General features: G+C 40.1%; 22 protein-coding genes and 5 pseudogenes. 6 read left to right on the top strand and 21 right to left on the bottom strand.

All coding sequences use genetic code 11. From position 1 onward, the window contains the following. Positions 1–12: 12 nt before the first annotated feature. From SB658_RS02320 to SB658_RS02305, 4 genes and pseudogenes are all read right to left on the bottom strand, one after another. Positions 13–273: a hypothetical protein gene (locus SB658_RS02320; RefSeq protein ID WP_249678483.1), complete on the bottom strand. Its 261-nt coding sequence runs from the start codon at positions 271–273 to the stop codon at positions 13–15. 386 nt (positions 274–659) lie between these two features. Next, positions 660–1,226, bottom strand: a complete 567-nt coding sequence (locus SB658_RS02315) for a cysteine hydrolase family protein (RefSeq protein ID WP_038427808.1) — start codon at positions 1,224–1,226, stop codon at positions 660–662. A gap of 230 nt (positions 1,227–1,456) precedes the next feature. Next, positions 1,457–1,828: a YrdB family protein gene (locus SB658_RS02310; protein ID WP_072692745.1), complete on the bottom strand. Its 372-nt coding sequence runs from the start codon at positions 1,826–1,828 to the stop codon at positions 1,457–1,459. 336 nt (positions 1,829–2,164) lie between these two features. Further along, positions 2,165–2,300: pseudogene (locus tag SB658_RS02305) on the bottom strand (sigma-70 family RNA polymerase sigma factor); the annotation flags it as partial. Between the two features lie 13 nt (positions 2,301–2,313). Here SB658_RS02305 and SB658_RS02300 point away from each other — a divergent pair. Continuing rightward, positions 2,314–2,431: pseudogene (locus SB658_RS02300) on the top strand (TetR-like C-terminal domain-containing protein); the annotation flags it as partial. 229 nt (positions 2,432–2,660) lie between these two features. Here the strand turns inward: SB658_RS02300 and SB658_RS02295 are convergent. Then, the gene (locus SB658_RS02295) at positions 2,661–3,164 is read right to left on the bottom strand and encodes a DinB family protein (RefSeq protein WP_038427809.1); all 504 of its coding nucleotides are present in this window, start codon (positions 3,162–3,164) and stop codon (positions 2,661–2,663) included. Between the two features lie 226 nt (positions 3,165–3,390). Further along, positions 3,391–4,245 carry an aminoglycoside 6-adenylyltransferase AadK gene (aadK, locus tag SB658_RS02290; protein ID WP_069703846.1) on the bottom strand — a complete coding sequence of 285 codons (855 nt, stop codon included), beginning with the start codon at positions 4,243–4,245 and terminating at the stop codon, positions 3,391–3,393. A 395-nt stretch (positions 4,246–4,640) separates the two neighbouring features. On the opposite strand from aadK, the gene SB658_RS02285 reads away from it, so the two are divergent. The 4 genes and pseudogenes from SB658_RS02285 to SB658_RS02270 all read left to right on the top strand — a co-directional run bounded on the left by SB658_RS02285 (position 4,641) and on the right by SB658_RS02270 (position 8,571). Then, the gene (locus tag SB658_RS02285; RefSeq protein ID WP_069703845.1) at positions 4,641–5,684 is read left to right on the top strand and encodes a nitronate monooxygenase; all 1,044 of its coding nucleotides are present in this window, start codon (positions 4,641–4,643) and stop codon (positions 5,682–5,684) included. A gap of 347 nt (positions 5,685–6,031) precedes the next feature. Then, positions 6,032–6,830, top strand: a pseudogene (murI, locus tag SB658_RS02280) (glutamate racemase). Positions 6,831–7,210: 380 nt separating this feature from the next. Beyond that, positions 7,211–7,918, top strand: coding sequence for a YrpD family protein (locus tag SB658_RS02275; RefSeq protein WP_032726255.1), 708 nt, complete (start codon positions 7,211–7,213; stop codon positions 7,916–7,918). Between the two features lie 575 nt (positions 7,919–8,493). Next, positions 8,494–8,571 carry a YjcZ family sporulation protein gene (locus SB658_RS02270; RefSeq protein ID WP_089172745.1) on the top strand — a complete coding sequence of 26 codons (78 nt, stop codon included), beginning with the start codon at positions 8,494–8,496 and terminating at the stop codon, positions 8,569–8,571. A gap of 149 nt (positions 8,572–8,720) precedes the next feature. On the opposite strand, the gene SB658_RS02265 is transcribed toward SB658_RS02270, so the two are convergent. The 11 genes and pseudogenes from SB658_RS02265 to SB658_RS02215 all read right to left on the bottom strand — a co-directional run bounded on the left by SB658_RS02265 (position 8,721) and on the right by SB658_RS02215 (position 20,341). After that, entirely contained in the window at positions 8,721–10,205 is a 1,485-nt protein-coding gene (locus tag SB658_RS02265) for an alanine/glycine:cation symporter family protein (RefSeq protein ID WP_249852811.1), read from the bottom strand. 270 nt (positions 10,206–10,475) lie between these two features. Beyond that, positions 10,476–11,075, bottom strand: coding sequence for a short chain dehydrogenase (locus tag SB658_RS02260; protein WP_144500691.1), 600 nt, complete (start codon positions 11,073–11,075; stop codon positions 10,476–10,478). A 40-nt stretch (positions 11,076–11,115) separates the two neighbouring features. Continuing rightward, positions 11,116–12,315: pseudogene (locus SB658_RS02255) on the bottom strand (NAD(P)/FAD-dependent oxidoreductase). 1 nt (position 12,316) lies between these two features. Further along, positions 12,317–12,634, bottom strand: coding sequence for a (2Fe-2S)-binding protein (locus SB658_RS02250; RefSeq protein WP_144500690.1), 318 nt, complete (start codon positions 12,632–12,634; stop codon positions 12,317–12,319). Beyond that, complete coding sequence (locus SB658_RS02245) at positions 12,618–12,902, bottom strand: (2Fe-2S)-binding protein (protein ID WP_249852201.1); 285 nt, start codon at positions 12,900–12,902, stop codon at positions 12,618–12,620. The genes SB658_RS02250 and SB658_RS02245 overlap by 17 nt, the downstream gene beginning before the upstream one ends. Positions 12,903–12,919: 17 nt before the next feature. Further along, positions 12,920–13,708, bottom strand: coding sequence for an aspartate/glutamate racemase family protein (locus SB658_RS02240; protein WP_144500688.1), 789 nt, complete (start codon positions 13,706–13,708; stop codon positions 12,920–12,922). Between the two features lie 75 nt (positions 13,709–13,783). Beyond that, positions 13,784–14,683, bottom strand: coding sequence for a 4-hydroxy-tetrahydrodipicolinate synthase (gene dapA / locus SB658_RS02235; protein WP_144500687.1), 900 nt, complete (start codon positions 14,681–14,683; stop codon positions 13,784–13,786). Positions 14,684–14,709: 26 nt separating this feature from the next. Then, a complete protein-coding gene (locus SB658_RS02230; RefSeq protein ID WP_186437835.1) occupies positions 14,710–15,903 on the bottom strand; it encodes an NAD(P)/FAD-dependent oxidoreductase in 1,194 nt (397 codons plus the stop codon). Positions 15,904–15,940: 37 nt separating this feature from the next. Then, the gene (locus SB658_RS02225) at positions 15,941–17,458 is read right to left on the bottom strand and encodes an aldehyde dehydrogenase family protein (RefSeq protein WP_144500685.1); all 1,518 of its coding nucleotides are present in this window, start codon (positions 17,456–17,458) and stop codon (positions 15,941–15,943) included. Positions 17,459–17,475: 17 nt separating this feature from the next. Beyond that, positions 17,476–18,822: an aspartate aminotransferase family protein gene (locus SB658_RS02220; RefSeq protein ID WP_410601092.1), complete on the bottom strand. Its 1,347-nt coding sequence runs from the start codon at positions 18,820–18,822 to the stop codon at positions 17,476–17,478. 61 nt (positions 18,823–18,883) lie between these two features. Next, the gene (locus SB658_RS02215; RefSeq protein ID WP_144500683.1) at positions 18,884–20,341 is read right to left on the bottom strand and encodes a CoA-acylating methylmalonate-semialdehyde dehydrogenase; all 1,458 of its coding nucleotides are present in this window, start codon (positions 20,339–20,341) and stop codon (positions 18,884–18,886) included. Between the two features lie 119 nt (positions 20,342–20,460). Here SB658_RS02215 and SB658_RS02210 point away from each other — a divergent pair, with 119 nt between their 5' ends. Continuing rightward, positions 20,461–21,333 carry a LysR family transcriptional regulator gene (locus SB658_RS02210; RefSeq protein WP_144500682.1) on the top strand — a complete coding sequence of 291 codons (873 nt, stop codon included), beginning with the start codon at positions 20,461–20,463 and terminating at the stop codon, positions 21,331–21,333. Between the two features lie 653 nt (positions 21,334–21,986). On the opposite strand, the pseudogene SB658_RS02205 reads toward SB658_RS02210, so the two are convergent. The 4 genes and pseudogenes from SB658_RS02205 to SB658_RS02190 all read right to left on the bottom strand — a co-directional run. Beyond that, positions 21,987–22,443 (bottom strand): annotated as a pseudogene (locus tag SB658_RS02205) (flavin reductase family protein); the annotation flags it as partial. Between the two features lie 74 nt (positions 22,444–22,517). Further along, positions 22,518–22,850, bottom strand: coding sequence for an MmcQ/YjbR family DNA-binding protein (locus SB658_RS02200; RefSeq protein ID WP_144500681.1), 333 nt, complete (start codon positions 22,848–22,850; stop codon positions 22,518–22,520). 376 nt (positions 22,851–23,226) lie between these two features. Beyond that, entirely contained in the window at positions 23,227–25,008 is a 1,782-nt protein-coding gene (locus SB658_RS02195) for an acid phosphatase (RefSeq protein ID WP_144500680.1), read from the bottom strand. 261 nt (positions 25,009–25,269) lie between these two features. Continuing rightward, positions 25,270–26,025: a metal-binding protein ZinT gene (locus SB658_RS02190; RefSeq protein WP_144500679.1), complete on the bottom strand. Its 756-nt coding sequence runs from the start codon at positions 26,023–26,025 to the stop codon at positions 25,270–25,272. Positions 26,026–26,071 lie beyond the last annotated feature (46 nt).

Below are 26,071 nucleotides of genomic sequence, written 5' to 3'. Positions count from 1 at the left end.
CGACCTCCATCTTTATGAAAGGTTAAGATAATCTTTAAATATAAAATCAATACGATTTGTAAAATGATCTATTGAGATCAGCATTCGTGATAAGGGCCAAGATGCCGCCCCGCATTTTGAAATAAAAGGTATGAGACAGTCATTAATTATTTTGCTGCCCAAACTCTTTCCCTGATAAAATGGCGAAACTCCTAATACTTCTAAATACCATGCTGGCTCTTTTAAGGATTTGGAAGATTTTTCAGTCTCATTAGTCACCGCCAACATGTTCAATACTGAAAATCCCCCCATTTTGATTAATGTTATCCCCCCTGCTGCTATATAATCGATCAAGTTAATGTCGGGCGATGTTTTAATAGAGCGGCAACAACCATTTCACCATTCTGAATGTCAACAAAAAAGAAATGCTTTTTAAAATATGCTCTTGTCAGTACTTTATGCATTTCAAAAATAAATGAATGATCTTTTTTTCGCGTTTTACGAGTAAATCCATAAAAGGATATTGATTGAAAGATTCATGGAATAGCTTTACCACTTTGCTTCATTCGATAAAGAAACATTGATACATCTCCTCTGAGCAAGTAAAGCAGGAAATCGAATTAAAGCGCCCTTCCTATAGGAAAGGCGCCTGCCGTTTTACTGTGCCAAAATGTTTTTCATCAGTGAGTTTTTATAAAATCATTTATTAATTGATCAGTTGTCAATATTTTGGCAAATTCATCATGCAATGTAGCTAGAGATATATTATGAATAGTCGCCGCATCATAATATGTATCATTTTGGTCTCTCATTCCGAAGGCTGCTGTTGCATCTGAAATCAGGTATGTATCAAACCCTAAATTAGCACTCATTCTTGTGGTGGTTGATACACAGTGAGGCGTGGTTAAACCAGTTATGACTACAGTGTTTATTTCATTTAATTTTAAGAATTCTTCTAAATTCGTACCAATAAAGCTGCTATTTACTGTCTTGGTTATAATGACTTCTTCATCCATAGGCTTAACTATTTCCTTTATCGCAAACCCTTCATTCTTTGGATGGAATAAAGAATGAGGTTTATCAGAAGTGTGTTGTATGTATATGACTGTCCATCCTTTTTCTCTCCATAATTTTAGTATTTTACTAATATTTTCTTCCGCCTTTACGTTATTCCGTTCCCCCCATTTTTTATCATCGAAGGCTTTTTGTACATCCACAATGATTAAAGCTTTTTTCTTTTCTTCCACAAGATACCCTCCTACGTAGAATTTCTATTTATTACTACATTCTAAATACAAATTTTACTTTTGTACAATTGTTTAATGATGAATTTCGAATGAGCGCCTTCTTTATTGAAAAATGCGTTCTAAACTGCAACTGTGCCCAAGCCGTTAACCTTCAATAATCTAATCTGAGAATCACTGGCTCTACAGAGAATGATAAAAAGCACTCTAATAACGAGTGCCGAAATGAAAAACTATTGATTTAGAAGCCATTTGATACGCTCAGCTGAAAAGATGTAGTGGAGTATTATTAGACATAAAAAGACAATACCAACTGGTTTTAAATGACTAAAATAAAGCGCTGCAACAGCCAGTGCAAAGATCAATAATTCAATAACTAGCCTTGTTACCCCGTTTACAGCTATTACAGTTTGTCCACTTCGACTAGGATCATTAGGTACTGCAAATACAGACCAGACAATCATAACTGCAATAGGTAAAACCCAAGTTAAAACATATTTAAAATAACCATTAAAGCTTATCCAAGCAAACACCCCTAAGGAGATTAGTGCAGCAATTTCAAGGGTGAATCTTAAAAGTAAATTAGTCTGATTCAGTTTTTCCAACTCCTCTATAAAAAACACCCCCGCAGGAGATGCTCTTTCTCTGCTTTATTTCAGCGTATAAAAACTTTTCTGTTCTTCCTCTTTAGATTCTATTGTAGTTTTCGGCGAGATTACCTCTACTTTTGAAGAGATGATACCGACTGCTGCTGTTACCAATGCTCCAATAATAGAACGATGATAAGTATAATGAAATATGACAACTTTTCCCCTCCTATCCAGTTAATTATCCAAATAATCAGGAAGTTGTCTACAATTTGCAGAATTTGTCGAACGAAGTAAAGATTATACCTGGGAGGCTTTACTCATTGTATGAATTACAGTAAATAAATTGCCTTCCCTTTTGAGAAGACGTTCCTCTCTTATATCCATTTGTTGCAACTTAGCTAGACTCTTCCAATAGGCTTCCTTTTGGCGCAGCTGCTTCTATTCCAAATTGAGCAACACCTGAATGTTTCATTGGAATTTCTGAACCATCGATCGTTGCTGAATTTGTTACAAATGCATACGTAGGAGTAGTCGAATGGCGGTTGAAAAATGAAATGCCTTACCCACCTCGAGTGATGGCAGAAAAAAGTGGGGGTTTTGTTAGAGAGGAATCTATAGATATGTGTATCGAAGATTTGACAGCATTAAAAATTATACTTACATCGTTGGGAATAGGCCAACAATAAAGCGGAAGAACGTTGTCATTTGAAGTGGTTTGGAGTAAAAATGATTCGAATATGTTCTTATCATTGGTAAACGAACAAAAAAAGAACATGTTTTGAAAAAAGATAGATCAAAACATCTTCTTATATGTTGTCATAGCGTAACTTTTTTATAAAAAGGTTGATTACATTTTCGGGGCTTCCAAACCAAATTTTGCCCATTCTTCTTTTGCTGGACCATAAATACCTGGAACAGTTAAACCTGCTTGTCTCATAAGAACAGTCATTTGTCCCCGATGGTGGTTTTGATGTTGAATTAAAAACATCAAAAGTGAACCGTTAGGCAATTGTTGTCCGATAAAGTTGATACGTTCTTGAAGTGTATGGTCAGTCCATTGGGTTTTTAATGCCTGTACAAATGCATTACTGGCTTGATGATAGCTGTCAGCTATAAACTGAGCCGAAGTTGGAACAGGATAATCTTCAGCTGGGGCATGGAACGTTAAGTCTGTGTTTGAGGTAATGATGCGAATGGCAGCAACAGTGTGCCAGGCAATACGGCCTAGAGTCCAATTTTGTGAAGTTATTTCTTGATTAAGTGATTCATCAGTCAGACTATTTAATAGTTTCTGTGTAGCATCTGCTTCGAACTCCCAAGATTTCAAAAAATGGTCTAAGGTTTGAAACACAAAAATCCTCCTTTTTATTCTTTTGTTTTTTCAATGTGCCTATAGGTTAATTATAATGCCTCGTTTCGTTAAAAAGAACAAAAATTTTGGACAAGAATAATCATAGTAAAATGCGTAGACATTCTTAAACATAACGATTTACGCATCTTTTTACAAACATGGTGACTCCTTGGTCTCCATTGTCAGCGAGAATCAAATATCATATGAAAACAATCCTATATTCTTATTACTTTACTGAGCAATAAATACCTTCCGTATACTTAGTGATGCCTTCATCGTAATCAGGATACTGATATGCAAGACTTTCTGATACAGCTTTTGAATACTTTCTAAATAATGCATAGCAAGTAAATAAAGACTTCCACATTTCCTGATACCCATTCACAGAATATGTAGACATGAGTTCCTCCCATTCTTTATTTGAAAGGTACCGCTTCATAAATTTATAGTTCTTCCCCATACTAAATGAATACCCTTTCTGAGATGCGATATGCCAGACCATCATTCTCAATAAATTAGGACGTACAATTTCATTTAAATGGTCAATGGCAAAAAGGATTTCATTTCTTGCTAGTCCTTTTACTACGTAAGTCGAAACCATCCAGAACTCATTACAGCAATCATCAAATTCCCTTGCAGTCGGCTTTTTCATCCAGTATTGGCGATCATTTGGGGTCACTTTATAGTTGATGAACGAACCCTTATCGAGCAAGACCTTAACCAAACCATCGTTATTAGCAAAATAATCTTCTGCTTCACGAATTGGAATAAGGGTTAGATCTAATTTGTTCCCATCCTCAAAAAGAATGATGTATGAAAACCAATTACCTAATTCGGGAGGAAAAAGCTCCATATCTTCTGGTTTTTGCATCATAATGCGCTTCCCAAAGATTTCGAGCCACTGATCATTTTCTTTAAAAGAATCTACATCAGTTACAAAATACGAGATGTCATAATCTTGGAAGTTGTCAGGAGGGATATTTCTGTTTGTACGTGACCCTTCCAAAGTGACCAATCGGATTCTCTCATCGTTCAAAGCAAAGTCCAAAAAAATGTCCATCATTTCCTGCTCACTTCGCATTACATGTTCCTCCGTTTCAGCCTTAATATCTAACTGTAAAACCGAATATTGATCTGTACGTCTTATAGATTTTTTTACTCTTGAATGTGATGTATTCTTCTAAGCTTTATTTTACATGATGTTCTTCTATATATCATTCAATATTAAGATGCAAGACATCTCAAAATCAGATATCAACTATGACGGACTACATGAATATTCAGTTTTTTGTAGAGCCGCCATGGGACGACACTATCTTTGACGCACTTTAATCCCCCCTGCTTTATCGTCATGTTAACTGGTATGAGAGATTGACAAAAAGAAGGAAAACGATATATTTAAACGAATACGAGTTTTTGAGTAAATTTTAAAATGACACTTTTTTCAAAAATCATGTCTTAACGGGGGGATTCGGTATGAATGAATTTATGAAAAAGTTTTCTTTAACAAAACCGATTATTCAAGCTCCAATGGCTGGCGGTATTACAAAGCCCCGACTTGCATCTGCAGTTTCGAATCAAGGTGCTCTTGGCAGCTTAGCATCGGGGTATCTTACGCCAGACCTCCTAGAACAACAAATAAAAGAAATGTTTGAGCTGACAGACGCTCCTTTTCAAATTAATGTGTTTGTTCCGCTAGGTCTAGAGATGCCACCAAAAGATCAGATTAAAAAGTGGAAAGAAAACATACCGTTAGCTAATCAAGTAAATCAATTCACATCTGTACAAGAAGAGTGGGATGACTTCTATCAAAAAATTGATCTAATTTTAAAATACAAGGTTAAGGCTTGCTCATTCACTTTTGATCTGCCGCCTGAAGACGCAGTAAAGGAGCTAAAAAACGCTGGATGCTGTTTAATAGGAACCGCTTCAACAGTAGAAGAAGCATTGTTAATGGAAGAACGGGGAATGGATATAGTAGTCCTTCAAGGAAGTGAAGCCGGTGGACATCGCGGAGCATTTTTACCTTCCAAAGGTGAATCTGCCGTAGGTTTAATGGCTCTGATTCCACAAGCAGCAGATGCACTGAGCGTACCTGTCATAGCTGCTGGGGGAATGATAGACCACAGAGGAGTAAAAGCAGCTTTAACCCTCGGAGCCCAAGGAGTTCAAATCGGTTCTGCCTTTTTAATTTGTCACGAGAGTAACGCACATCCAGTGCATAAACAGAAAATACTAGAAGCAAACGAAGCAGATACAAAGCTTACGACATTATTTTCAGGTAAAGAGGCCAGAGGAATCGTTAATAAATGGATGGAAGAAAAAGAACAGTTTGAGACACAAACCCTTCCGTACCCTTATCAAAATACACTAACGAAGGCAATGAGACAGAAGGCTTCACTTCAAAATAACCATGATCAGATGTCTTTATGGGCAGGTCAAGGGATACGGTCATTGACTGAGGAAATTTCGGTTAAGCAGCTTTTAAATCAGCTTTGCCAAGAGGATATAAAAATATAGGCGCACCTCATTGATAGAGCAAAAAGCAAACTTCGACAGGCAGTTTGCTTTTTTTTCGTAATTTCATCCCCTGACTCTGGAAATCTCAATACTCCTACATTTTCAAAGCTAATTGATTCGGGTTATCAATCATCCCATTGATACGATGCGATCTTAATGATTTCACCACAACCACAATACATCACCAACATTTCGATCTTATCTCCTCTTCTCAAGTTTTGCTACCTATACGAAAAATCGATAACTCCCATATTAAATTCGAATAGTAAAATGGTTCTTTTTCGTTTGATTCAGATGATATAAAGTCATATGATAAAAAAAGAATGAGACAGAAAGCGTGAGAAGTGATGAAAATAGGATTTTTTGATTCTGGAATTGGTGGCATGACTGTATTGTATGAGGCCATAAAAGTTCTTCCTTATGAAGATTACATTTTTTATGCAGATACGTTAAACGTTCCATACGGTGAAAAATCAAAGGGTAAAGTTAAAGAATATATTTTCAATGCAGCTGAATTTCTGGCCAGTCAAAATATCAAAGCTCTTGTTATTGCGTGTAATACAGCTACTAGCATTGCGATAGAGGATCTTCGGAGAAATTTCGACTTTCCGATAATCGGAATCGAACCCGCTGTAAAGCCTGCTATAAATAAATGTACAGAGGAAAAGAAAAAGAGTTCTGGTAGTTGCTACTAATTTGACCCTTAAAGAAGAGAAATTTCATAATCTAGTTAAAGAAATTGATCACCATGACCTTGTTGATTGCTTAGCTCTTCCAGGACTAGTTGAATTTGCTGAGAACTTTGATTTTGGTGAAGACAAGATCATTAAATATCTAGAGAACGAACTATCTTCTTTTGATCTGAAACAATATGGAACGATTGTGTTAGGATGCACTCATTTTCCGTTTTTCAAAAACAGTTTTGAAAAACTGTTTGGGATAAAAGTTGATATTATTTCAGGCAGTGTCGGTACTGCAAAACAGTTGAAAAAAGTTCTTGCAGATCGTAACCAGCTTGGTAAAGGATCGGGCTCAATCACCTTTTTCAATTCTGGCCATAAAATTGTGGACCAAGTAGTCATATCAAAGTACAAAAGATTGTTTGAAATATTAGATGAAACTCAAAGGAGTCATGTTGGACATTGAATGTAAATGAAAAAGACAATCTCCTGAAGAGAAACATGAACTAAGAAGCGGGCTTAAAAAGCCCACTTTTTTTCTAACAAACAATTGAGTTATACACACATATCTGATTACAGTGTTTTCTCTCTTTCCCCTCTTATTTCTCCCCCCTCTCTATAGCTTTTGTATTTCAATAAAACACAAGTCTCGATTGAAAAGTTATCGTAACATTTACACTTCACAGGAGATTTTTCACGATTGCGAATCGACCGTTTGCCAGATGCACAAAGTCATAATGTGTAAATTCTGTATCTATGTGCATGTTTATTATGGAATTATTTTCATAATGTTTTATAATACAAGATGATAGCGTTTTCTAATTATAATGATAGGGGGAAATAATGATGATGAAAAAAGGTCTGCTTGCGGGTGCGCTTACGGCAACCGTGCTTTTTGGCACATGTGCAGTAGATGTACCGGGTATTATTAGTCCAAAAACCGCAGAAGCTGCATCACAGCTAACTGATGGAATCGGCGGGAGGGCTTACTTGAACAGTAATGGTGCCATTCTTGTTACGAAAATCCAGCTTCCTAGCTCCACTCAGGTTTCAAATGGGACAGCCTACATCTACTCTGGTTTTAGCGGAGGCACAGAATCCGATATTGGGCTTCAGTACAGTGATAAATATAATGTATGGAAACCATATATGAAAGTTGGTTCAAAAGGACAGGATCAGGTTCAGTACCTCGAAGGAGGAAGCCAATTCACGAATACGAAAGGCTTCCGTCCCGGCAGCACCGTACAACTTACCATCTACAAAAACCTTAACGGCAATACCCGCGCTACATACTGGGGCACGAACAATGCCGGATACAACGGCCGTCTCATCTCAGAAATCAGCAAAACAAATGTCGGCTCCATCTCAAAATGGAAAGCGCTCGCTACAGTTGCAACAACAGGGTCACGCCAATCTATCAAATCAAATTTTTCAACATCTTTTACAAACATCACCATCGACAACAAAGCAATAACACCTGTAATTGATACACAAGACTTCGCTAAAGTAACAGTCTCAGGCAACAGTGTCAGTTTATCCGTTGTCAAAAATTAAAACATGTTAAACATACAATGCGTTAGGCTATTGAGAAGCTCTCGATAGTCTTAAAGGGGGCTTAACATGCCCCTTTTTTCATTTCAATTTAACTTTCAGTTAGCTTCGGTACATGCCGTCTATCTCCGTCTTTTATCTGGGTGAAGTAAGGGCAGCTTGCCCCTTCTGAACCTATTCCATTTGCTCAACGCAAAAGGTGTGCATCACTGTCTTAAAAATGTTAAAATAAATGGCGGATGGTGCACTTTATTTTTAGATGAGGCATGCTTACGCTCGATATGCAAGTCAAATGATTAAGGGTCTGCAAGAGAGAGAAGTTTTGGGTGTACTTTCATAAAAGAGGGATGTCTTCATATAGCTCGATTGCACCAGGAAGATTAACCAGCGATTGGCCGAGAACAACACATCACTTTGAAACGGATTCATTCCAAAATGATAAGTATGATCCAATAACTAATAAAGATCAGTTAGCAGTCCAGCCTTAAAAATATTTTTACATCAATTAAACTAGCATCACTATCGAATAAGCTCTATCTGCATATCATGTACTATCCTCTTTTAAGGAAGGTGATGTTATGAGGTCATTTTCATTAATTGTAGTTCTATTCATCCTATTAATCATCGTTGGGACATCTTTCTTTGGTGGCTATTAAGAACACACCTTACCTCATATCCATCAGACGCCATAAGAAATCTTTATGGCGTCTGTTTTATATATAAAATAAGGATTGGGTTGTAGTTTGCCAACAAACTAGAAGATCTCCTTGGGTGTCATTCGTTTACCCGGAGAGGAGTATACCTATTAAAGCACTTCCTTGACCTTACTTCCTTCTTCGTCTTTTTCTATGACTTGATACTCTTTCTCCCAAAACTGTGCATTCTTTATCCCTAATTTTTTTGGATCAAATACTGGATCTCTTCCCTCTTTTTTTTGCTCCTCATAATCTCTTAGTACTTGTAAAGCAATTTTCGTCATAAATAAGATGGTTATTAAATTCAACCATGCCATACTTCCCATTCCAAGGTCTCCGAGTGCCCATGCGGTTTCACCCGTTTGCACACTTCCGTAAAACACCATAACGAGCAAAATGAGTTTTAAAGCATACAAGATCCATTTAAAAGATGTTTCTCGATTTTGATGAATAAAAGCTAAACAAGTTTCGGCTTTATAATAGTATGACATGAGTGTCGTAAAACCAAAGAAGAACAGGGCAATCGCTAAGAAGGCTGCACCAAAACCAGGGATGACTGAATCTACAGCAAGTGAAGGATAAGCAGAAGGGTCTTTTCCAACTACAGAATTTGACGTGATGAAGGCTCCTCCATCAGGGGACACATTGTACATTCCCGTTATCAGTATGGTAAAAGCCGTCGCTGAGCAAATCACTAACGTGGTTAGATAGACGGAAAAAGCTTGCACTAAACCTTGTTTTGCAGGATGTGATACTTCAGCAGCTCCAGCTTCAAAGGTCTCACTGCCAATTCCGGCGGCATGTGAAAAAGTACCGCGCTGCACTCCCCAAGTAATCGCAGAACCTACAACCCCTCCAAACACTGAATCGGCACCAAACGCACTTTTTAAGATTAACATGATGACACCGGGTAAATGTTCTAGATTAAACCCTACTATTACAAGACATAATAGGACATAACTAATCGCCATTGTAGGCACCACTGTTTCAGCAACCTTTCCCAATCTTTTGACTCCCCCAAAAATAATGATTGCCAATATGACAACCAACAACCCGCCTGTGATGGCAGTAGAGATGCCAAATGCTTGGTGAACAGACGAGGCAATTGTATTTGCTTGTAATGTTGGCCATAATACAGCCATAACAATGATTGTGACAACAGCAAATAAAATCGCGAGTTTTCTCATCTTTAACCCTTTGTCAATATAAAAAGGGGCTCCTCCGCGATACTCTCCTCTAATTTTACTTTTATAGACTTGAGTAAGGGTAATTTCAATAAATGAGGTAACAGCGCCAAGTATCCCCATCATCCAAATCCAAAAAACTGCGCCTGGTCCTCCAAAAGCAATAGCTGATGCGACCCCGGCAATCGTACCAGTTCCAACACGGCTCCCCAAAGACATTGATAGTGCTTTAAATGGAGATAATCCCGCTTCTGAATCTTTTCCTTTAAAAGTTAATATCACCATATCCTTTAGATGCCTAAATTGCAGAAAACGGGTTGCCACTGAGTGAAAAATACCGATTATCAGAAAAAAAATAACCAAAGCCGAGCTCCATATATAGCTATTTAAAGAATCTACAACATGTTGTATCATCTGTATTAGCCCCTTTATCCATCTTAACAGATGCTTATTATCTTTCTCCCATTCTTCCCTTTGCCCGTTACTCTTTAAAATAATGAGTTGTCAAATTACCATCAATGGACCACACAAGGAGTTCGTTCTCTAGTATAGACGCTCAACAAAATCGAACCTAGTTATATAATTTAAATATTCTGAAAAATTTTCAACTTCGTTCAGTCAGTGAATCCGGATGAGGATGGGTATTCATTTTTCAGCGGAAAACATAGAGAATGTCTGTATTTAGTAAATGTTATAGCTTTGCCCTGTTTGAGCCCATAAAATGCTTTTTCTAAATGCTAAACCTACCCGTTTCGAAGCGACAGGTTCAAATCCTTGGAACAGCAGACCGTATTTCTCAATGGAGTCTTCAAGCATGCTTGGACTCACATGGTTAATGCGGATGCCTCTTGGCATTTCAATTGCCGCAGATTGAACAAAAGCACGAATGCCGCCGTTTGCCATGGCTGCTGAAGCAGCTTTTACAATAGGGTCATCCATTAAAATGCCTGTTGTTAGAGTGATACTGCCATTATCACGTATATACTTTAACCCAAGCAGAACCAGATTAATCTGCCCAAGCAGCTTGCTGTTCACTGCGATTTGATTTTGTTCCGGTGTCATTTCTTTGACATAACCAAAGTGTGCAGCGCCTGCTGCGCTTGCGACGGCATCGACTTGTCCTACCTGTTCAAACATCTTGGAAATACTCGCTGGAGAGGTGATGTCTACCTCTACATCTGAATTCGTTCGGCTTGCTGTAATGATCTCGACATCATTGCTCAGTTCTTTGTATACCGCTGAACCAATCGTTCCATTTGCTCCTACAAGTAACAACTTCAATTGTATTCCCTCCTAGAACCTCTCTGTGCATAAAAACCCTTTAGTTTGTTTTATAGCATTTGTACATGTGTTCACGAGCCTTAGGGATATTCGGCTGAAATTGGATGAGCGCCTCAGCTCTTGTCTTTCTTACAAAATGTATGGCCTGATTGATAAGATCCTCTATCTCACTAGTACGATTACTCATTTCAGCTGCAATGGTTAAGCCTGCGACTTTCCCTTGAGCCATGGCTACTTTCGCACTCTCAACACCAGTAATGTTTCCTGCTACATAAAGACCAGGAATGTTTGTTTGCATTTTCTCACTGTGCACCGGTATGTGTCCGCCCAATTCGGGTACGTATTGAAACGAGCAGCCTGCAATCGATGCTAGTTCAGCCATTGGCGTAAGCCCGCCTGCAATACAAACAACATCTGCTTCAACTATTTTTTCAGTCTCAGGAATCGGCGCTCCAGACGAGGTAATTTTAGTTGTCCGCACTCCGATTACTTGCTTATCTCCTAATATTTCTAAGGCAGCTGTTTTCACTTTTATCGGGATACCAAACATCTTAATTCCCTTAGCCGGATAACATTTCGCAACAAGAGACGGCGGAAAAATCCTCCCCGCTTTTCCTAGCTGTCTTAGCAGTGCGTTTGGTGCAAGATGAGTTAATTTCATAAGCGATTTCAAAACACTAATTGGCTGTCCTGCTTCCTTCGAAATTAGGCTTGGTTTAGGGATCAAGATTTCTTTCACGTCTACACCGCAAAGCCTCAGCTCGTTTGCAATCGCCATCGACAACACATTTGCACCAATAATTACACACGATTGACCGGGCTTCACTCGGTAAACATTGCCCATCACTTGTGCGGCGCCAATCGAAATCACTCCTGGAAGCGTCCATCCCGGTATCGGAATAGGCACCTCACTGGCTCCAGTGGCAAGCAGCAGCGCCTTCGACTTCAGGGTTCCATTTGATGTGTGGACACGCCATCCAGCTTTGCTTTTTTCAATATCATAAACGGATGTTTCACATTTGATCGCAATGCCAGCTGTTATGGCGCGTTTATGCAGCTTATCTGATTCTTAAATGCCGTTCCACCATTCTCCATCAGGCTCTTGATGAAGCTGGCCAAGCAGCCTGCCGCCAACACGGGGAAATTCATCAATGACAAGAACATGTAAACCTTGTTCAGCAGCCTCAATGGCAGCACTCAAGCCTGCCGGACCCGCGCCCACTACTAACAGATCTATCATGCTACTCACCCCCTTTTTTATATCCAGGTACAGAATGAATAACCATCCCCTCTTTTATCGGGGTCAAACAAGCCCGGACAACCTTGCAGTCTCCAAGTTGCACTCTGCACTCAAAACAATGGCCAATGTTGCAATAAATGCCTCTGCCTGTTCCACTAGCCTCATGTTGACGGAGTGTCCGCACTCCAGCTGCTAACAAAGCTGAAGCAATCGAATCTCCTTCATAGCCTTCATAAGCCTCCCCATTAAAATAAAATGTAAAGGGCTGCTGATTTTCTAAAGAGCCAAGAACAGGGTGATGTTCAACCCTCATTGTCATGATCGCTCCCCCCTAGTGCTCCAAATGTGACTGGACGAACTGGAGGGCGATAACTGAGCTGAATGTCATTCCTCACCATCTCCTGATTTAATACTTTTGTGATTTGGTCTATGACACACCGGCAGGTTTTTCCTCCGCAAAATCCCATGCCTGCTCTCGTACGTAATTTCACTTCTCGAGATGAACACTTGTATCGCTCTATCGTATCTTTAATCAGTTTTAAAGAAATTTCTTCACACCTGCATACAATGGTATTCATTTCATCCATGTCATAAATCCTCCCGTTTAAATGAATCCCATATATGGTTTTTGAGCAGTTGCCATGTGGACCCAACGAATCATCGTAATAAAATCATACACTGGCAACCCAACAGCCTGCTGTATCACCGAAGCATAAGGAGGAAGATCGCTGCACTCCAGCAAAATGGCGCCAATGTTTGGATGTTGATCCACTAACTCAATTGCCGCTCGAACAACTTCCTGACGAACGAGCCCATTATTGAATCTTCCTCTGCTTTCAGTAATCGCTGAGAACTCCGGCAAATGACCCAAATTTTTAACGACTACGCAGTCTTCATGATGAATACCGCAGCTTTTATATAATTTTGAAGTCAATCCATTGCTGTCAGCTGTCAGCATGCCGACTTGCTGCCCTTCTTTAAGGCCGGTTTTGATCCAAGGCAGTTGAATGACACTGGACATAAAAACAGGAATGTTCACTGCATCCGCCACTTCTTTTTGAAAATTCCCGAAAAACCCGCATGCACCGCAAATCGCTCTTGCTCCTTCTGCCTCTAATTGCTTAGCAGCCGCTACCACATCATCTGCAAGAGTAGGATCTCCCACATGAATACGCTCCTGTGTACAATTCGGGACAACTTTTAAAACCACAGGAAAGTCATATGTTGATAGATTTGCCACATTTCCTGGCAAAACAGGATACCAGCATTCATCTAAAAATAAGATTCCGACAGAATACCCTGATGCATACTGGCCTTTTTTCATTGCAATGATGTCATCCGAGTTTGATTGAATAAATCCATAATGTGAATGATTGTATGTGTTCAGCGTCATTGTTCATTCCTCCGCCTGGGTTTTGTTGTTGGAACAGGGAAGAATGCCATGTTGGACATCCTTCCCTAAACATATTTAAACAGGATTGACTTCGTAGCCTAATTGCAAAAGCGTCTCTTTCATTTTAGATGTAAGCTCCTTAGAAGCTGGGACTAATGGTGCTCGAACTTCTCCCCCATTGAGCCCTATTAAATCCAAACCTGCTTTTACTGGACCTGGTACAGGTTCAGCTTCGACATAATCATAGAGAGGAAGAAGTCTTTGGTTCAAGGCAATTGCGCCATCTATATCTCCCTCTTCTTTAAAAAGCTGATACATTCTTACGATTTCTTTTGGCACCAGGTTATGAATAATCCCTGTAGCACCGTGTCCTCCTACAGCCAAAGTTGGCAGGATTAAGTGTTCAAAACCTGTAAGAACAGAGAAGTTTTGCTGGTCTTTCGTCAGTCCAATGACTTTGCATGTATGCTCTTGATCTGTGGTATTTTTCACGCCAACAATCCCTTCCACCTGGCTCAATTCAGCAATCAATTCAGGTGAAAGCTCCACATTTGTAGCCGCTGGGTAATGATAAATGACAATGCCGATTCCAGATTCCGCTGCCAGCGTTTTGTAATAGTTTTTCAGTCCTTCTTCACTCGTCTTCATATAGTAAGGTGTTACAACCAAGGCACAGTCGGCTCCAATTTCCGCCGCGTATTTTGTTAATTCAAGTGTATCCTCTGTTCGATGTGCACTTGTTCCAGCCATAATGGGTGCACGTCCATTTGAATATTCCACTGCAGCTTTTAATACGGTTTTTCTTTCTTCCATCGACATGAGCGAATATTCTCCCGTGCTTCCCCCTGCCAGCAAACAATGCATTCCGCCATCGATTACATGATCAATCAGATTTTTATATGCTTCAAAATCCACATTTCCTTTCTTGTCAAAAGGGGTAGGCATTGCTGGAATCATTCCGACTGGATTATACATGTTCATTCCTCCAATTTTATTTTTGTTTAAACCGTTTGCTCTAGCGCTCCGTTTTTATACCTTGAAAAATTCAATCGATCGATATTAAAATCTGTTTCTTGGTTTGAGATTAACTGCGCAACCATTTTTCCTGTGATCGGAGCCATACTGATACCGTCTCCCTCATGGCCGCTTGCAATATAAAACCCTGGCACTTCTTCCACTTCAGAAACAATTGGAAGATGATCTACCACCCAAGGACGTATTCCGGCATAAGCCCGAATACAATGAATATCCTTTAGTGCCGGCAAAAAGCGTATAGCCCGTTCGGCAATACCCCGCATTACATCATGTTCCGAACGAATATCATAGCCTTTAAAAGCGCGGTGTCCGCCGACCAAAAAATTATGCGCTTCCGTTGGTTCAATGGTGAATGCAATATTGTGGTCTTCTACTAATTGACTGACGCTGCGTTTATACTGAATGTCTTCAAACTTTGATAACATGTAGCCGAACTCATGAACTTTTTGATTCACGATCTTTTTTGTCTTTTCCGTTATTAAAATCAACCCTTTTCGAGGGCGGATGGGAATATCAATTCCGACCATTTCCCCGATCTTGCTAGCCCAAACCCCGGCGCAGTTCACAATTCGGTTCGCATGGATTGTTGTTCTATCTGTTTTGACCGACTCTACCCGGCCATCCGGCGCTTGAACAATCTCCCTTACTTCATGATTTGTAAAAAGGGTTAATCCGTACTTTTTAGCCTCTTCAATAAAGGCGTAACAGACAAGATATGGGTTCATGGTCGAATCTACTTCAGTCCATATCCCGCCCTTTAAGTCACGGGCTAAATGCGGTTCAATATCAGGCAGCTCCTGCCGGTCAACCATACGCATCTCATATCCAGCCGCAACCTGCTGAGCTACATAATCCCGTGAAATTTCAAGTTCTTGATCTGTTTCACATACATAAAGGCTTCCTCTTGAGAAAAATTCAAAATCAAAAGAAAATTCTTTGGCCAGCTCTTTATAAAGCTGAATGCTCTTAAAACCAATGGCCGTATCAATGCCGGGCTTTTTATCGCAAATGAGGGCAACTGCATCACACCGGCTTGAAGTTCCATTCGCGACATCACCTTTCTCAACCAGTGCTACACTGTATCCTTCTTTCGAAAGATAATAAGCAACACTTGAGCCAATGATGCCAGCGCCAATGACGACAATATCAAAACTGTTCAAGATGGTACCTCCCCAGAATAGCTGCTTTAATCAAAAGCTATCCTTTGTATACTCCTGATGGCTGAACATGCAAGGCAATATTCACTTGTTTCTTATATAAATATTCTTCAAAGCCGTAAGTACCGAGATCGCCGCCAATTCCACTTTGCTTATAACCGCTCCATGGCGCTTCATTAAAAGTGGGATGATACGTGTTAACCCAAGTAATTCCTGCTTGAAGTCCGCGAATCACACGCTGTGCTTTTGCTCCATCATTTGTAAAGACAGCTGCCGCTAAACCAAAATCAGTTCCATTTGCTAATTCAACAGCTTCCTCTTCTGTTTCAAAAACCTGTATGACGAGAACAGGACCAAATATCTCTTCCTGTACAATTCTCATTGTTGGCGTTGTATCTGTAAAAATGGTTGGCGCCACATAATTTCCGTTCGCTAATTCACCATCAATAAGCTGCATGCCGCCGCACAAAAGACTTGCTCCTTCTTCTTTTCCAATTTGAATGTAATGCAGGACTGTTTCCATGTGATCTCTAGAGATTAACGGCCCCATTTCAGACGTCTCTTTCCATCCTGGGCCAACTTTAATGTTTTTCGCACGTGCAACAAGTTCCGGGACAAATTTGTCATAAATAGACTTCTCAAGAATAAGACGAGAACCCGCTGAACACACTTGTCCCTGCCCGGCAAATATGGCTAACAGTGCATAGTCAACCGCTGTTTCAAAATCTGCGTCAGCAAACACAATGTTTGGCGATTTCCCTCCTAATTCTAAGCCCACTTTTTTTACTGTATCAGCGGCATCTTTCATAATTTGCTTTCCTGTTGATGTTCCTCCGGTAAAAGAAATCTTATCAACATCAGGATGTGTTACTAGCGTGTTGCCTACAGTGGTTCCAGAGCCGAGCACTAAATTGGCAACACCTTTTGGAAAACCTGCTTCATCAATGATCTCAAATAACCGGATCAAGGTGAGCGGTGTTTGAGTGGCTGGCTTCACCACCACAGTACAGCCGGCGGCAAGAGCAGCAGACATTTTTTGCGCCGCCATGACTAGCGGAAAATTCCATGGCACAATCTGGGCAACAACCCCTATTGGTTCACGAATCACCATTGCCTGAATTTCATCAGGCACTTCATATGTCTGGCCATGGGGCTGCATCGCAAGCCCGGCATAATATTGAAATTGATGAATCGCATCTTCAACATCCACTAATGAATCACTGTAGAGCTTTCCATTATTCAATGTTTCGAGCTTTGCAATCTCTTCTTTTTGTTCTTCCAGCTTTCTAGAAACCTTCAACAGCAGGTCTGCTCTAGTACGGGCATAAGCTGTTTTCCATCCGTTCTTGTAAAAGGCGTTCTTCGCAGCTTGAACAGCTCGATCAGCTTCATCTGCGCCTCCTTCAGTAACCGTTGCAATGACCGTGTTATTCGCCGGATTCAGAATTTCTCTCGTTTGTCCTAATGAACTTTCAACCCACTCGCCGTTAATGTACATCTTTTGAATTGCCTTTTTGTCTTTAAGGACTGCTTCAAACGTTTCTGAAATATGAATCATCGTTCCACCCCCGAGATTTAAATGACTTGAAGACTCTCCTTCACCGTTTTCACGATAAATTGATAATCATCCTCTGTAATACTGAGAGGAGGAGCTAGCTGCAAAATATTGTTATAGCCTGCGACGGTGTCGCCGTTCTTCCCAATAAGCAAACCTTTCTCCTTACAAGCCTTCATCACTGCGTTTATTTTCTCCAGTTCAATCGGTTCTTTCTTCTCCTTGTTCTTCACTAATTCTATGCCGAGCAGCAGGCCTTTTCCCCGAACATCGCCGACATGATTATGTTTTAGGAGAATCTGAAGATCTTGAAGCATTCTTTCCCCTAACACTTTGGAGCGCTCAAACAATCCTTCTTGTTCCATAATCTCAATATTCTTTAATGCGACTGCACAAGAGGCAGGACTGCCTCCGTAAGTATTCACATGCCGAAAACGATCGTTTGTTTCATCGCCGCTAAATGTTTCATAGATTTCTCTGCGCACGGCTGTTGCAGATAATGGCATATAGCCGCTTGTAATTCCTTTTGCCATTGTAATGATGTCCGGCTTTACACCATAGTTCATAAAACCAAAAGGCTTGCCTGTTCTTCCGAAGCCGCAAATCACTTCATCTACAATCAGGAGCGCACCATGATGATCACATATTTCCTTCACCCGTTTTAAATAATTTTCCGGCGGCATTAAGATCCCGCCTCCTGTAATGATCGGCTCCATGATGACGCCTGCGATGGTTTCACTCAATTCCCATGTCATAAGCTGATGGATGGTCTCCGCGCTTTCCAGCGTAACGGCATCTTCCGGCTTCCTGTATAAGTCAGGCGGAGAAACATGTAAAAAGCCTTGGCCCAGTGGTTCATATTTATATTTTCTTTGCGCTTGACCTGTAGCTGCCAGCGCTCCCATTGTATTGCCATGGTAAGCTCTGTAGCGGGAAACAAACTTAAAACGATTGGCTTCTCCTTTTTGCTGATGGTACTGCCTTGCCATTTTAAAGGCCGTTTCATTTGCTTCTGAGCCGCTGTTTGAGAAAAAGAATACATAGTCATCTTCCAAATACTGATTTAGTTTCTCTGCTAGCTTGATAGCTGGACCATGACTATGAGACAGCGGAAAATAAGGCAGTTTTTCAAGCTGATCATAAGCTGCTTTTGCAAGTTCTTTTCTTCCATATCCGACATTTACACACCATAAGCCTGACATGCCGTCTAAATATTGATTCCCTACTGCATCTGTCACCCAGGCACCTTTTGCGGATTCCGCTATTAGCAATTCAGGGTCTTCGGCAGCACCTTTCATCGCATGCCACACATATTTAGCATCTTTTAATCTTAATTCTTCTGTGTTTAGGGACGCTTCTTTTTGCAATTGAAAGACCTCATTTCTACGATCGATTTTCTTCCAAATGGAATGGTGGGAAGCATAGGGTTTAGTAACGTGCCGTCACCATCTTTTTTCTTGTGAAAAAGTTCACTCCATCCTTCCCGTTGGCATGGAGATCGCCATAAAATGAATGCTTATAGCCAGAGAACGGGAAGAAAGCCATAGGTGCCGGAACGCCTAAATTAATTCCGAGCATTCCTGAATCGATTTCTTCTCTAAATTCACGTATTGCTTTGGCGCTGTTTGTATATAAGCATGCCCCATTGGCAAACTCAGAACGGTTAGCAACTTCAATCGCTTCTGTAAGCGTATTCACTCGTACAATTGATAAAACAGGAGCGAAAATTTCTTCTTTCCAAATCTTCATGTTTGTATGAACGTGATCAAATATTGTCGCCCCAACAAAATATCCTTTATCATTCTTCATATCTTGCCTTCCGTCTCTTACAAGTTTTGCACCTTCAGCTTCTCCAGAAGATATATAGGAGTGTGTACGTTCTTTTTGTTCCTTTCGAATAACCGGTCCTAGAAAGACATCTTTATTTGTTCCATCACCAATCACCATGTCATCTGCACCTTTTTTCAAACGGCTGACGAGAGAATCAGCAATGTCTCCGACAGCGACAACAACGGATGCTGCCATACAGCGCTGGCCTGCCGAACCGAATGCTGCGCCTACAATATTTTTCACTGCCACATCAAGATCGGCATCTTCTAAAACGATACTGTGATTTTTCGCACCCGCTAACGCTTGAACGCGTTTTCCGTTCTTTGCTGCCGTCTTATAAATGTACTCCGCTACAGGCTGCGAACCGACAAATGAAACCGCTTTAATTAATTCATGCTCCAATAAACCGTTTACAACATCATGGGCTCCGTGGACAATATTTAACACGCCATCCGGCAAACCGGCTTCTTTGAATAATTCCGCCAGGCGATTAGCCAACATTGGGGTGCGTTCTGAAGGCTTTAAAACAAATGTATTTCCGCATGCAATAGCTAAAGGAAACATCCAGCAAGGCACCATCATAGGAAAGTTAAATGGAGCAATTCCTCCCACAACACCCAAAGGATAACGGTACATTCCTGATTCAACTCCGGTTGCTATATCAGGCAATTGCTCTCCCATCATTAAGGATGGGGCACCAGCAGCAAATTCAACACATTCAATTCCTCTCTGCACTTCTCCATAAGCATCAGAGAACGTTTTTCCATTTTCCAAAGTAATCAAATGTGCTAACTCATCCCAATGTTTTACTAATAATTGCTGGTATGTAAAAAGAATTCTGGCTCTTTTAGGAACTGCAACACGTTTCCACTCAGTAAATGCCTTATTTGCTTCCTTTACAGCAAAATCAATATCACTTTTTCCTGAAATAGGTACTTTAGCAATTGCTTCTCCTGTTGCAGGATTATAAACATCCTCATATTGCTGCTTTTCAGGATCTGTCCACTTGCCAGAAATAAAGTTTTTCAAATATATCGTGTCTGTTAGTGTATTCATGCAACCCCTCCAAAAAAATTGTGTGTTGACTTAAATTCAGTTTATTCAGTAAATTGATAATAGTAAAATAAAAATAAAATATGCTGGGTATACAATTTTTTTATGGAAGGAAATCTGCTATGACACTTCAACGCTACGATATTTTTAATAAGGTTGTACAATTTCAAAATATCAGCAAAGCAGCTTCAGAGCTCCATCTCACTCAACCTGGGATTAGCAACGCTATTAAAACGCTTGAGGAAGATTTAGGTGTAAAACTTTTGATTCGAAACCGAACAGGGATCTCTTTGACAAGAGAGGGCGAGAAAATATATCAATATTCTTTAAAAATAACAAAATTAAATGATGCATTATTTCAGGAAGCCTCTGCTTTGAGAGGGTTAGAGACAGGGGTTATAAAGGTAGGATCTTTTGCAAGTGTAACAGCCAACTGGATGCCTATCATTATCAAGCGATTCAACGAAAAATACCCAGGCATAACCGTTAACATTTATGAGGACGATTATTTAAACTTAGAAAAAGCAGTCTTATCAGGTGAATTAGATTGTTGTTTCAATACTTATGTGAATACGAAAGGGATTTGCTTCACCCCTTTAATCAAGGACAAATTATATTGTATTGTTTCTCTTGAGAGCCCGCTGAGTACACAATTAAAAGTGAAAGCAAACCAATTAGAGGAATTTCCTTTAATTAAGCCTAAAAAAGGATGGGATAACGAGGTTGCTGCGTTTTTTAAAGAGCATCATATTCAACAAAAGGTTCGATATGAAGTTTCGGATGACCAATCGATTCTAGCGCTTGTTGAAGCTAATTTAGGAATTAATATTCGGCCTGAATTGGTTCTTAAGGGCGTCCGCAACAAAATTAAGGCGATTGAGTTGGAGGAAAGTACTTATCGTACCATAGGAATTTGTACAACATCTCAAATATCTCATGCAACAAAAATGTTTGTGGAAACCGTTAAAGAACTATATCAAAAGATTGATAATTAACTCGTTGTTTACGACAAACTCGATATACTTTCAGCCATAAACCATTAAAACATATCCACTTTTACAATCTAGCCTTCATTCCGTTATTCTTCAAACCAAGTTATTTTTCATTTCTCAATCTGCTTTCAAATTTCATTTCCGGACAATATATTAACAATACAGAAATATTCAGATTATCACGCCAAGCTCTACCGCCTGTTCTAGTGTCTCGTAATGATCTAAAGCTCTGTCTTAAGCACGCCCTTCCAATCTCGTGCATGCTACTGACACCAATCACTTAGAATACAAAGGGCCGGGGATCTTTTCAGTTATTTAAATATGGACTATTGTTGATCGAAAGAGAAAGTTGAAATACCTTTCCATTGTGAAATGAATCGAGGGTTAGAAATATAAAAGACCGCAAAGCATTTTTGAAGAAGCTTTGCGGTCTTTGCGTCTCTTTTTGCTTCGTATAAGTCAAAGGATTTCCAACGGAACCCACTGCACATCCATCCATTGAAAGGTTTCCTCTACTCTTACGAATATTAGTCTAGATAGATTCATTTGGCCCGTGTGAGATGAACCCAAGGCATAGGGGGTTCTTCAAGAGCATGTATGCCACGTAACAATGAATGTGAATGTGAAGGAACCTAAATGTTTCAATCCGTTTTGTTTTAAAAAGGGTGTTGATGTTCCTCTGCTTTACTATTTAATATCCGGTAGCTAGACTTTCCAATATGAAGCGGTATATCCAATTTTTCTAAATTTTGCATTCCATTTTTTAAGAAAAACTCTTTATCTTGATATCTCTGTAAAACTTCTCCAACAATCCACTCTTGATCGCCCAAAGTGGAAATACTGTGCACTTTACACATCAGTTAAAATCGGCACCTCGGTTTTTAGTCCTTCTACGTATTGAATATGAAATTCTTCAAACTTATCGATATCTCTACCACTAAAGGTGCCTAATGCTTGAATGAATTCCGAACATCTCCCCGGAAGAAAATTCACACCGACAACACCACTTTTTTCAATCATTTTGTAAGTATATGTCTCTTTGTTTACTGATATCCCATACATTCCAGGAGAAGATCCAATATACGTATGCCACCCAGAAGCCATTGCGTTTCTTCCATATTATGTGACGCAAGGATCTTTTAGCGCTTCAAGGCTTTAGTATGTGACCCTATCCCTCAGGTAATGGCTTACTTAGTTTTAGTTAACATGTAGCTTTGTTTGATCATATCGTATATGTCTTCCTCTGGAACAGTTCCGTCAAGAATGATAGAATTCCAATGGTCTTTGTTGAGATGAAATGCTGGAACTACCGAAGTGTATTTCTGTCTCCAAAAATCAAGAAAACCGGGTTCACACTTCACATTGATCCAAATATGGTCATCTTTTTCAAATATCCATGCAAACACTTTACTGTTTTCTGCGTGTCGTATTAATGTCCAATTCTTATCACGAAACGGATAATCTTCATATGCATTTTTAAAACTCAAACAATAATCAATTGCCTCCTGTCTGCTTTTCATTGGTTGTCTCTCCTTCAACATATGACTGCCTAGTTTTTCTTTAACTGTTGATGACCTCTCCTTAATTTAACCAAAAATGAATAAGTGAATAAAACAATCTGATTGGCCACAGGATCAGCACTATCTAACATCAAACCTCTATACTATTTCCCACGTATAAAAAATCCTTCCAACGCTAATTAAACATATAGAAGCTCCCGTTGGTCTACTGCTTATGTATGTTTACTGGCGGTGCGTTGCCTGTTTACCGGCATCATCAATCATAACGGGCACAAATTAACAAAAAAGCTGGTGCCAACTTGCACCAGCTTGAAAACATATTCTTTATGGAGTAAACTGCTCTTTTTCTAAGGTGGCAAATGCTTGGAATACAAACTTATTTTGCCTTGACTTTTAATTGGATATGGTTGGACTTATAGATGACTTCCACTTTGTACTTGCTTGACAATCCGATGGTCTCGATTGAAGAAAATGCCCCATGTAACTTTTGATAGGTGATGATTGTGGATCCATCAGCCGGTACGTAATTGTCCGTAAAATGGAGGCGTAATGTCCCTTTCATTTTAGCCTTGCCCATAATCTGAAGCATATCCTTTTTCCCGCTTAGATTCAGCTCAAGTATACCCTTGGCAGATTGTTTGTAGTCTCCTCGGATAACCAATTTTCCTGAGACATCTTCCTTCAAGGTGCCTCCGTTGTTTGAAACGTCACCGCTCCCAAAGGCCGTCTTCGAGTCGCCCTCAAGCGTTCCCTGATCGATCCGCGTGCCGCCGGAGTATGTATTGTTCCCCTCCAGCTTTAACGCGCCTGTTCCTTTTTTGGTCAGCTTTCCAGTGCCGGAGATATCGTTTCGCCAGCGATCCAATGCATGGAAGCCGCCTTTTGAAGAATCCATATTCACGGTAACGTCTCTCGCAAAAGCGCCATATCCATCGGCGGCGGAAAAGAGATCAAGCCGTCCCCACCCTTCAGGATCATCAAGAACAGGATAGCCGTAAGGAAGACCGGTAGTGGCTAAAATCCAACGGCGCTGCGTGTGGTCAAGATAAGGAAAACGGGTTTCCAGCAGAACTTCAGCTCCCTTAGGAACTGCCATTGGTTTAACAGGTGAATGGATTTGACCAAATCCATATGTCAATCGTTGGGTGTATTGTTTTTTATTCTTACTATAATCGCTGAATCGGTCTTCCGCTGTACCAGTTTGCGTCAACAACTTCCTATGGGCCTCATCATAAGCAGCCTTTTTCAAACGTTTATTGGCTGGATCAGATAAAATAGCTGCCGCCAAGGCAGTCGCCATGACACGTCCTCCCATTACATCAAGCGGGGAATGCATACCGGCAACAATGCGGTTATTGCCGAGCTCCGAAGCCCGGGTAAGGAGCTCCTGATAACGCTCCGGTACGGCATAAGCCATAGCAAAAGCGCTGAGATATGCAGCATTCGTATGTCCGCTCGGAAAACCTCCGTCTTTGCTCGGATCAGGATTGATAGCGGGAACAAGAGTTGGAACAAGAATAGAATTGCTTTCCCAGCGAAACGGGCGGGGATATTGGAAGTATCCCTTAGCCGGGTTCGTTGAGGAATAAGTGCCGCGTAACGTATTGACCAAGCTCACCATATTGCCGAGACTGGAACTCGTGCTGCCAGAATTGGTTCCTTCGTCAGTATATTTTTTTGTCACCGCATCTGCCGGGATACTGTTAATCGTTGTCGTCGCGCCCGCCTCCATTCGATATACATCGGTAAGCGGACCAAGACCGTCAATCACACTGTAGCTCTGATTCCTGCGATCATCAAAATATGCGGCATTTTCCTCACTAACTGTGCGGCGTTCAGCGATGTCAACAACTTTTTGAATGTTGGCATCCAACACACTGCTGTTCAGTTTGGCACCACTATCCCAAGTGCTTCCCGGCGTCCAAAGCTTATTAAATTCAGATAGCACCCCGATCACGGGATTAGAATTCACAGTAGTATGTACAGAGCTGTTATTTTTGTAATGATCTACGAAATATCCTGAAGGAGGGGGCGGGGGCGGAGTTACTGTTTTTGGATTCGTTGTTGTGCTCGCATAACAAACACTCATAGAACTTTGAAATAATGCCAGAGAACATAAAGCCACTGCTAAATGCTTCTTCATCCTTAGTATTTTCATTTTTTATCATATCTCCCTTACTTATCTCATAACACTTTTTATTTAGATCGTATCTAAACTTTGTTAATGAAATAATGTTGTTTTATTAATGTTTTGTTTATTTTTCAGGTGCCAATGAGATAGAAGTCTACGTCCGGCGGAGAGAAAAAAACTTAAAAAGACAAAAAGCTGCTGACGAAGAGTCAGCAGCTAACACTGGTGCCTATGGGCATGTTTCAGCATTATTTATAAAAGAACACCAAACTTCATACTAATCATCAATTAATGCGCCATCATCTCATGGGCAATATCGTGTCCGTCCATTTTTGTCGGGTAGTAGGTAGGCCAATGTGTGACTTCATCAAGTAAAGCTTCGCGGTCGTCACCCCAATAGAGATGATAATGACTAGCTTTAGTCGGATAGATACTATGATCACTAAACTGGATATACTGAGGAAGCCCTTCAGCTTTTTTAACTAGTTTGAATATGTATCTCACCCCTCTATTGCCTGCCTCATATGTTAAAATTTCGTACCCGTCATACGTATACTTACCAGAGTATTTTTTTCCGTTTTTGAAGAACGTTACAGTATCTTTCTGAATTACAATACGCTCAACATCTGTTTTATACCCTTTTTTATAATACTCTTTATATTCTTCAGCTGTCTTGTCGCCTTCGTGTTCTGATTTATATGAAAACACTTCGTCAAGAGTACCATCTTGCAGGTATGGATAGACAGATTGCCAATCTCCTTCCCAATCAGAAAGTGAGCGGTCCTTTACTTGATTGTTTTTAAAATAGCCTTCATAAATTTTTTCGGATTCTTCATCATGTGCATGACTATGATCGTGAGAATGTTCGTGTGTATGACTTTCAGATGTTTGCTTTTGCGTTTTAGAAGAATCTTCTTCAACTGCTGAGGATGATGTTGTTTTTTGAGACTCACCTTTTGATGAACCGGAAGTCTGACATCCTGCCAATACGAGTAATGAACCTATAGCGAATATACCTAACCTCTTTGCAAATAAAATCTTCATTCCAACACTCCTTTTTCATTAAATCGAAAACATTACGATTTATATT

The organism is Bacillus sp. SIMBA_008, from assembly GCF_046535495.1.
Classification (GTDB): domain Bacteria; phylum Bacillota; class Bacilli; order Bacillales; family Bacillaceae; genus Bacillus; species Bacillus subtilis.
Note: the sequence above shows the minus strand (reverse complement) of the source record. Positions and strands in the feature narration are given on the sequence as shown.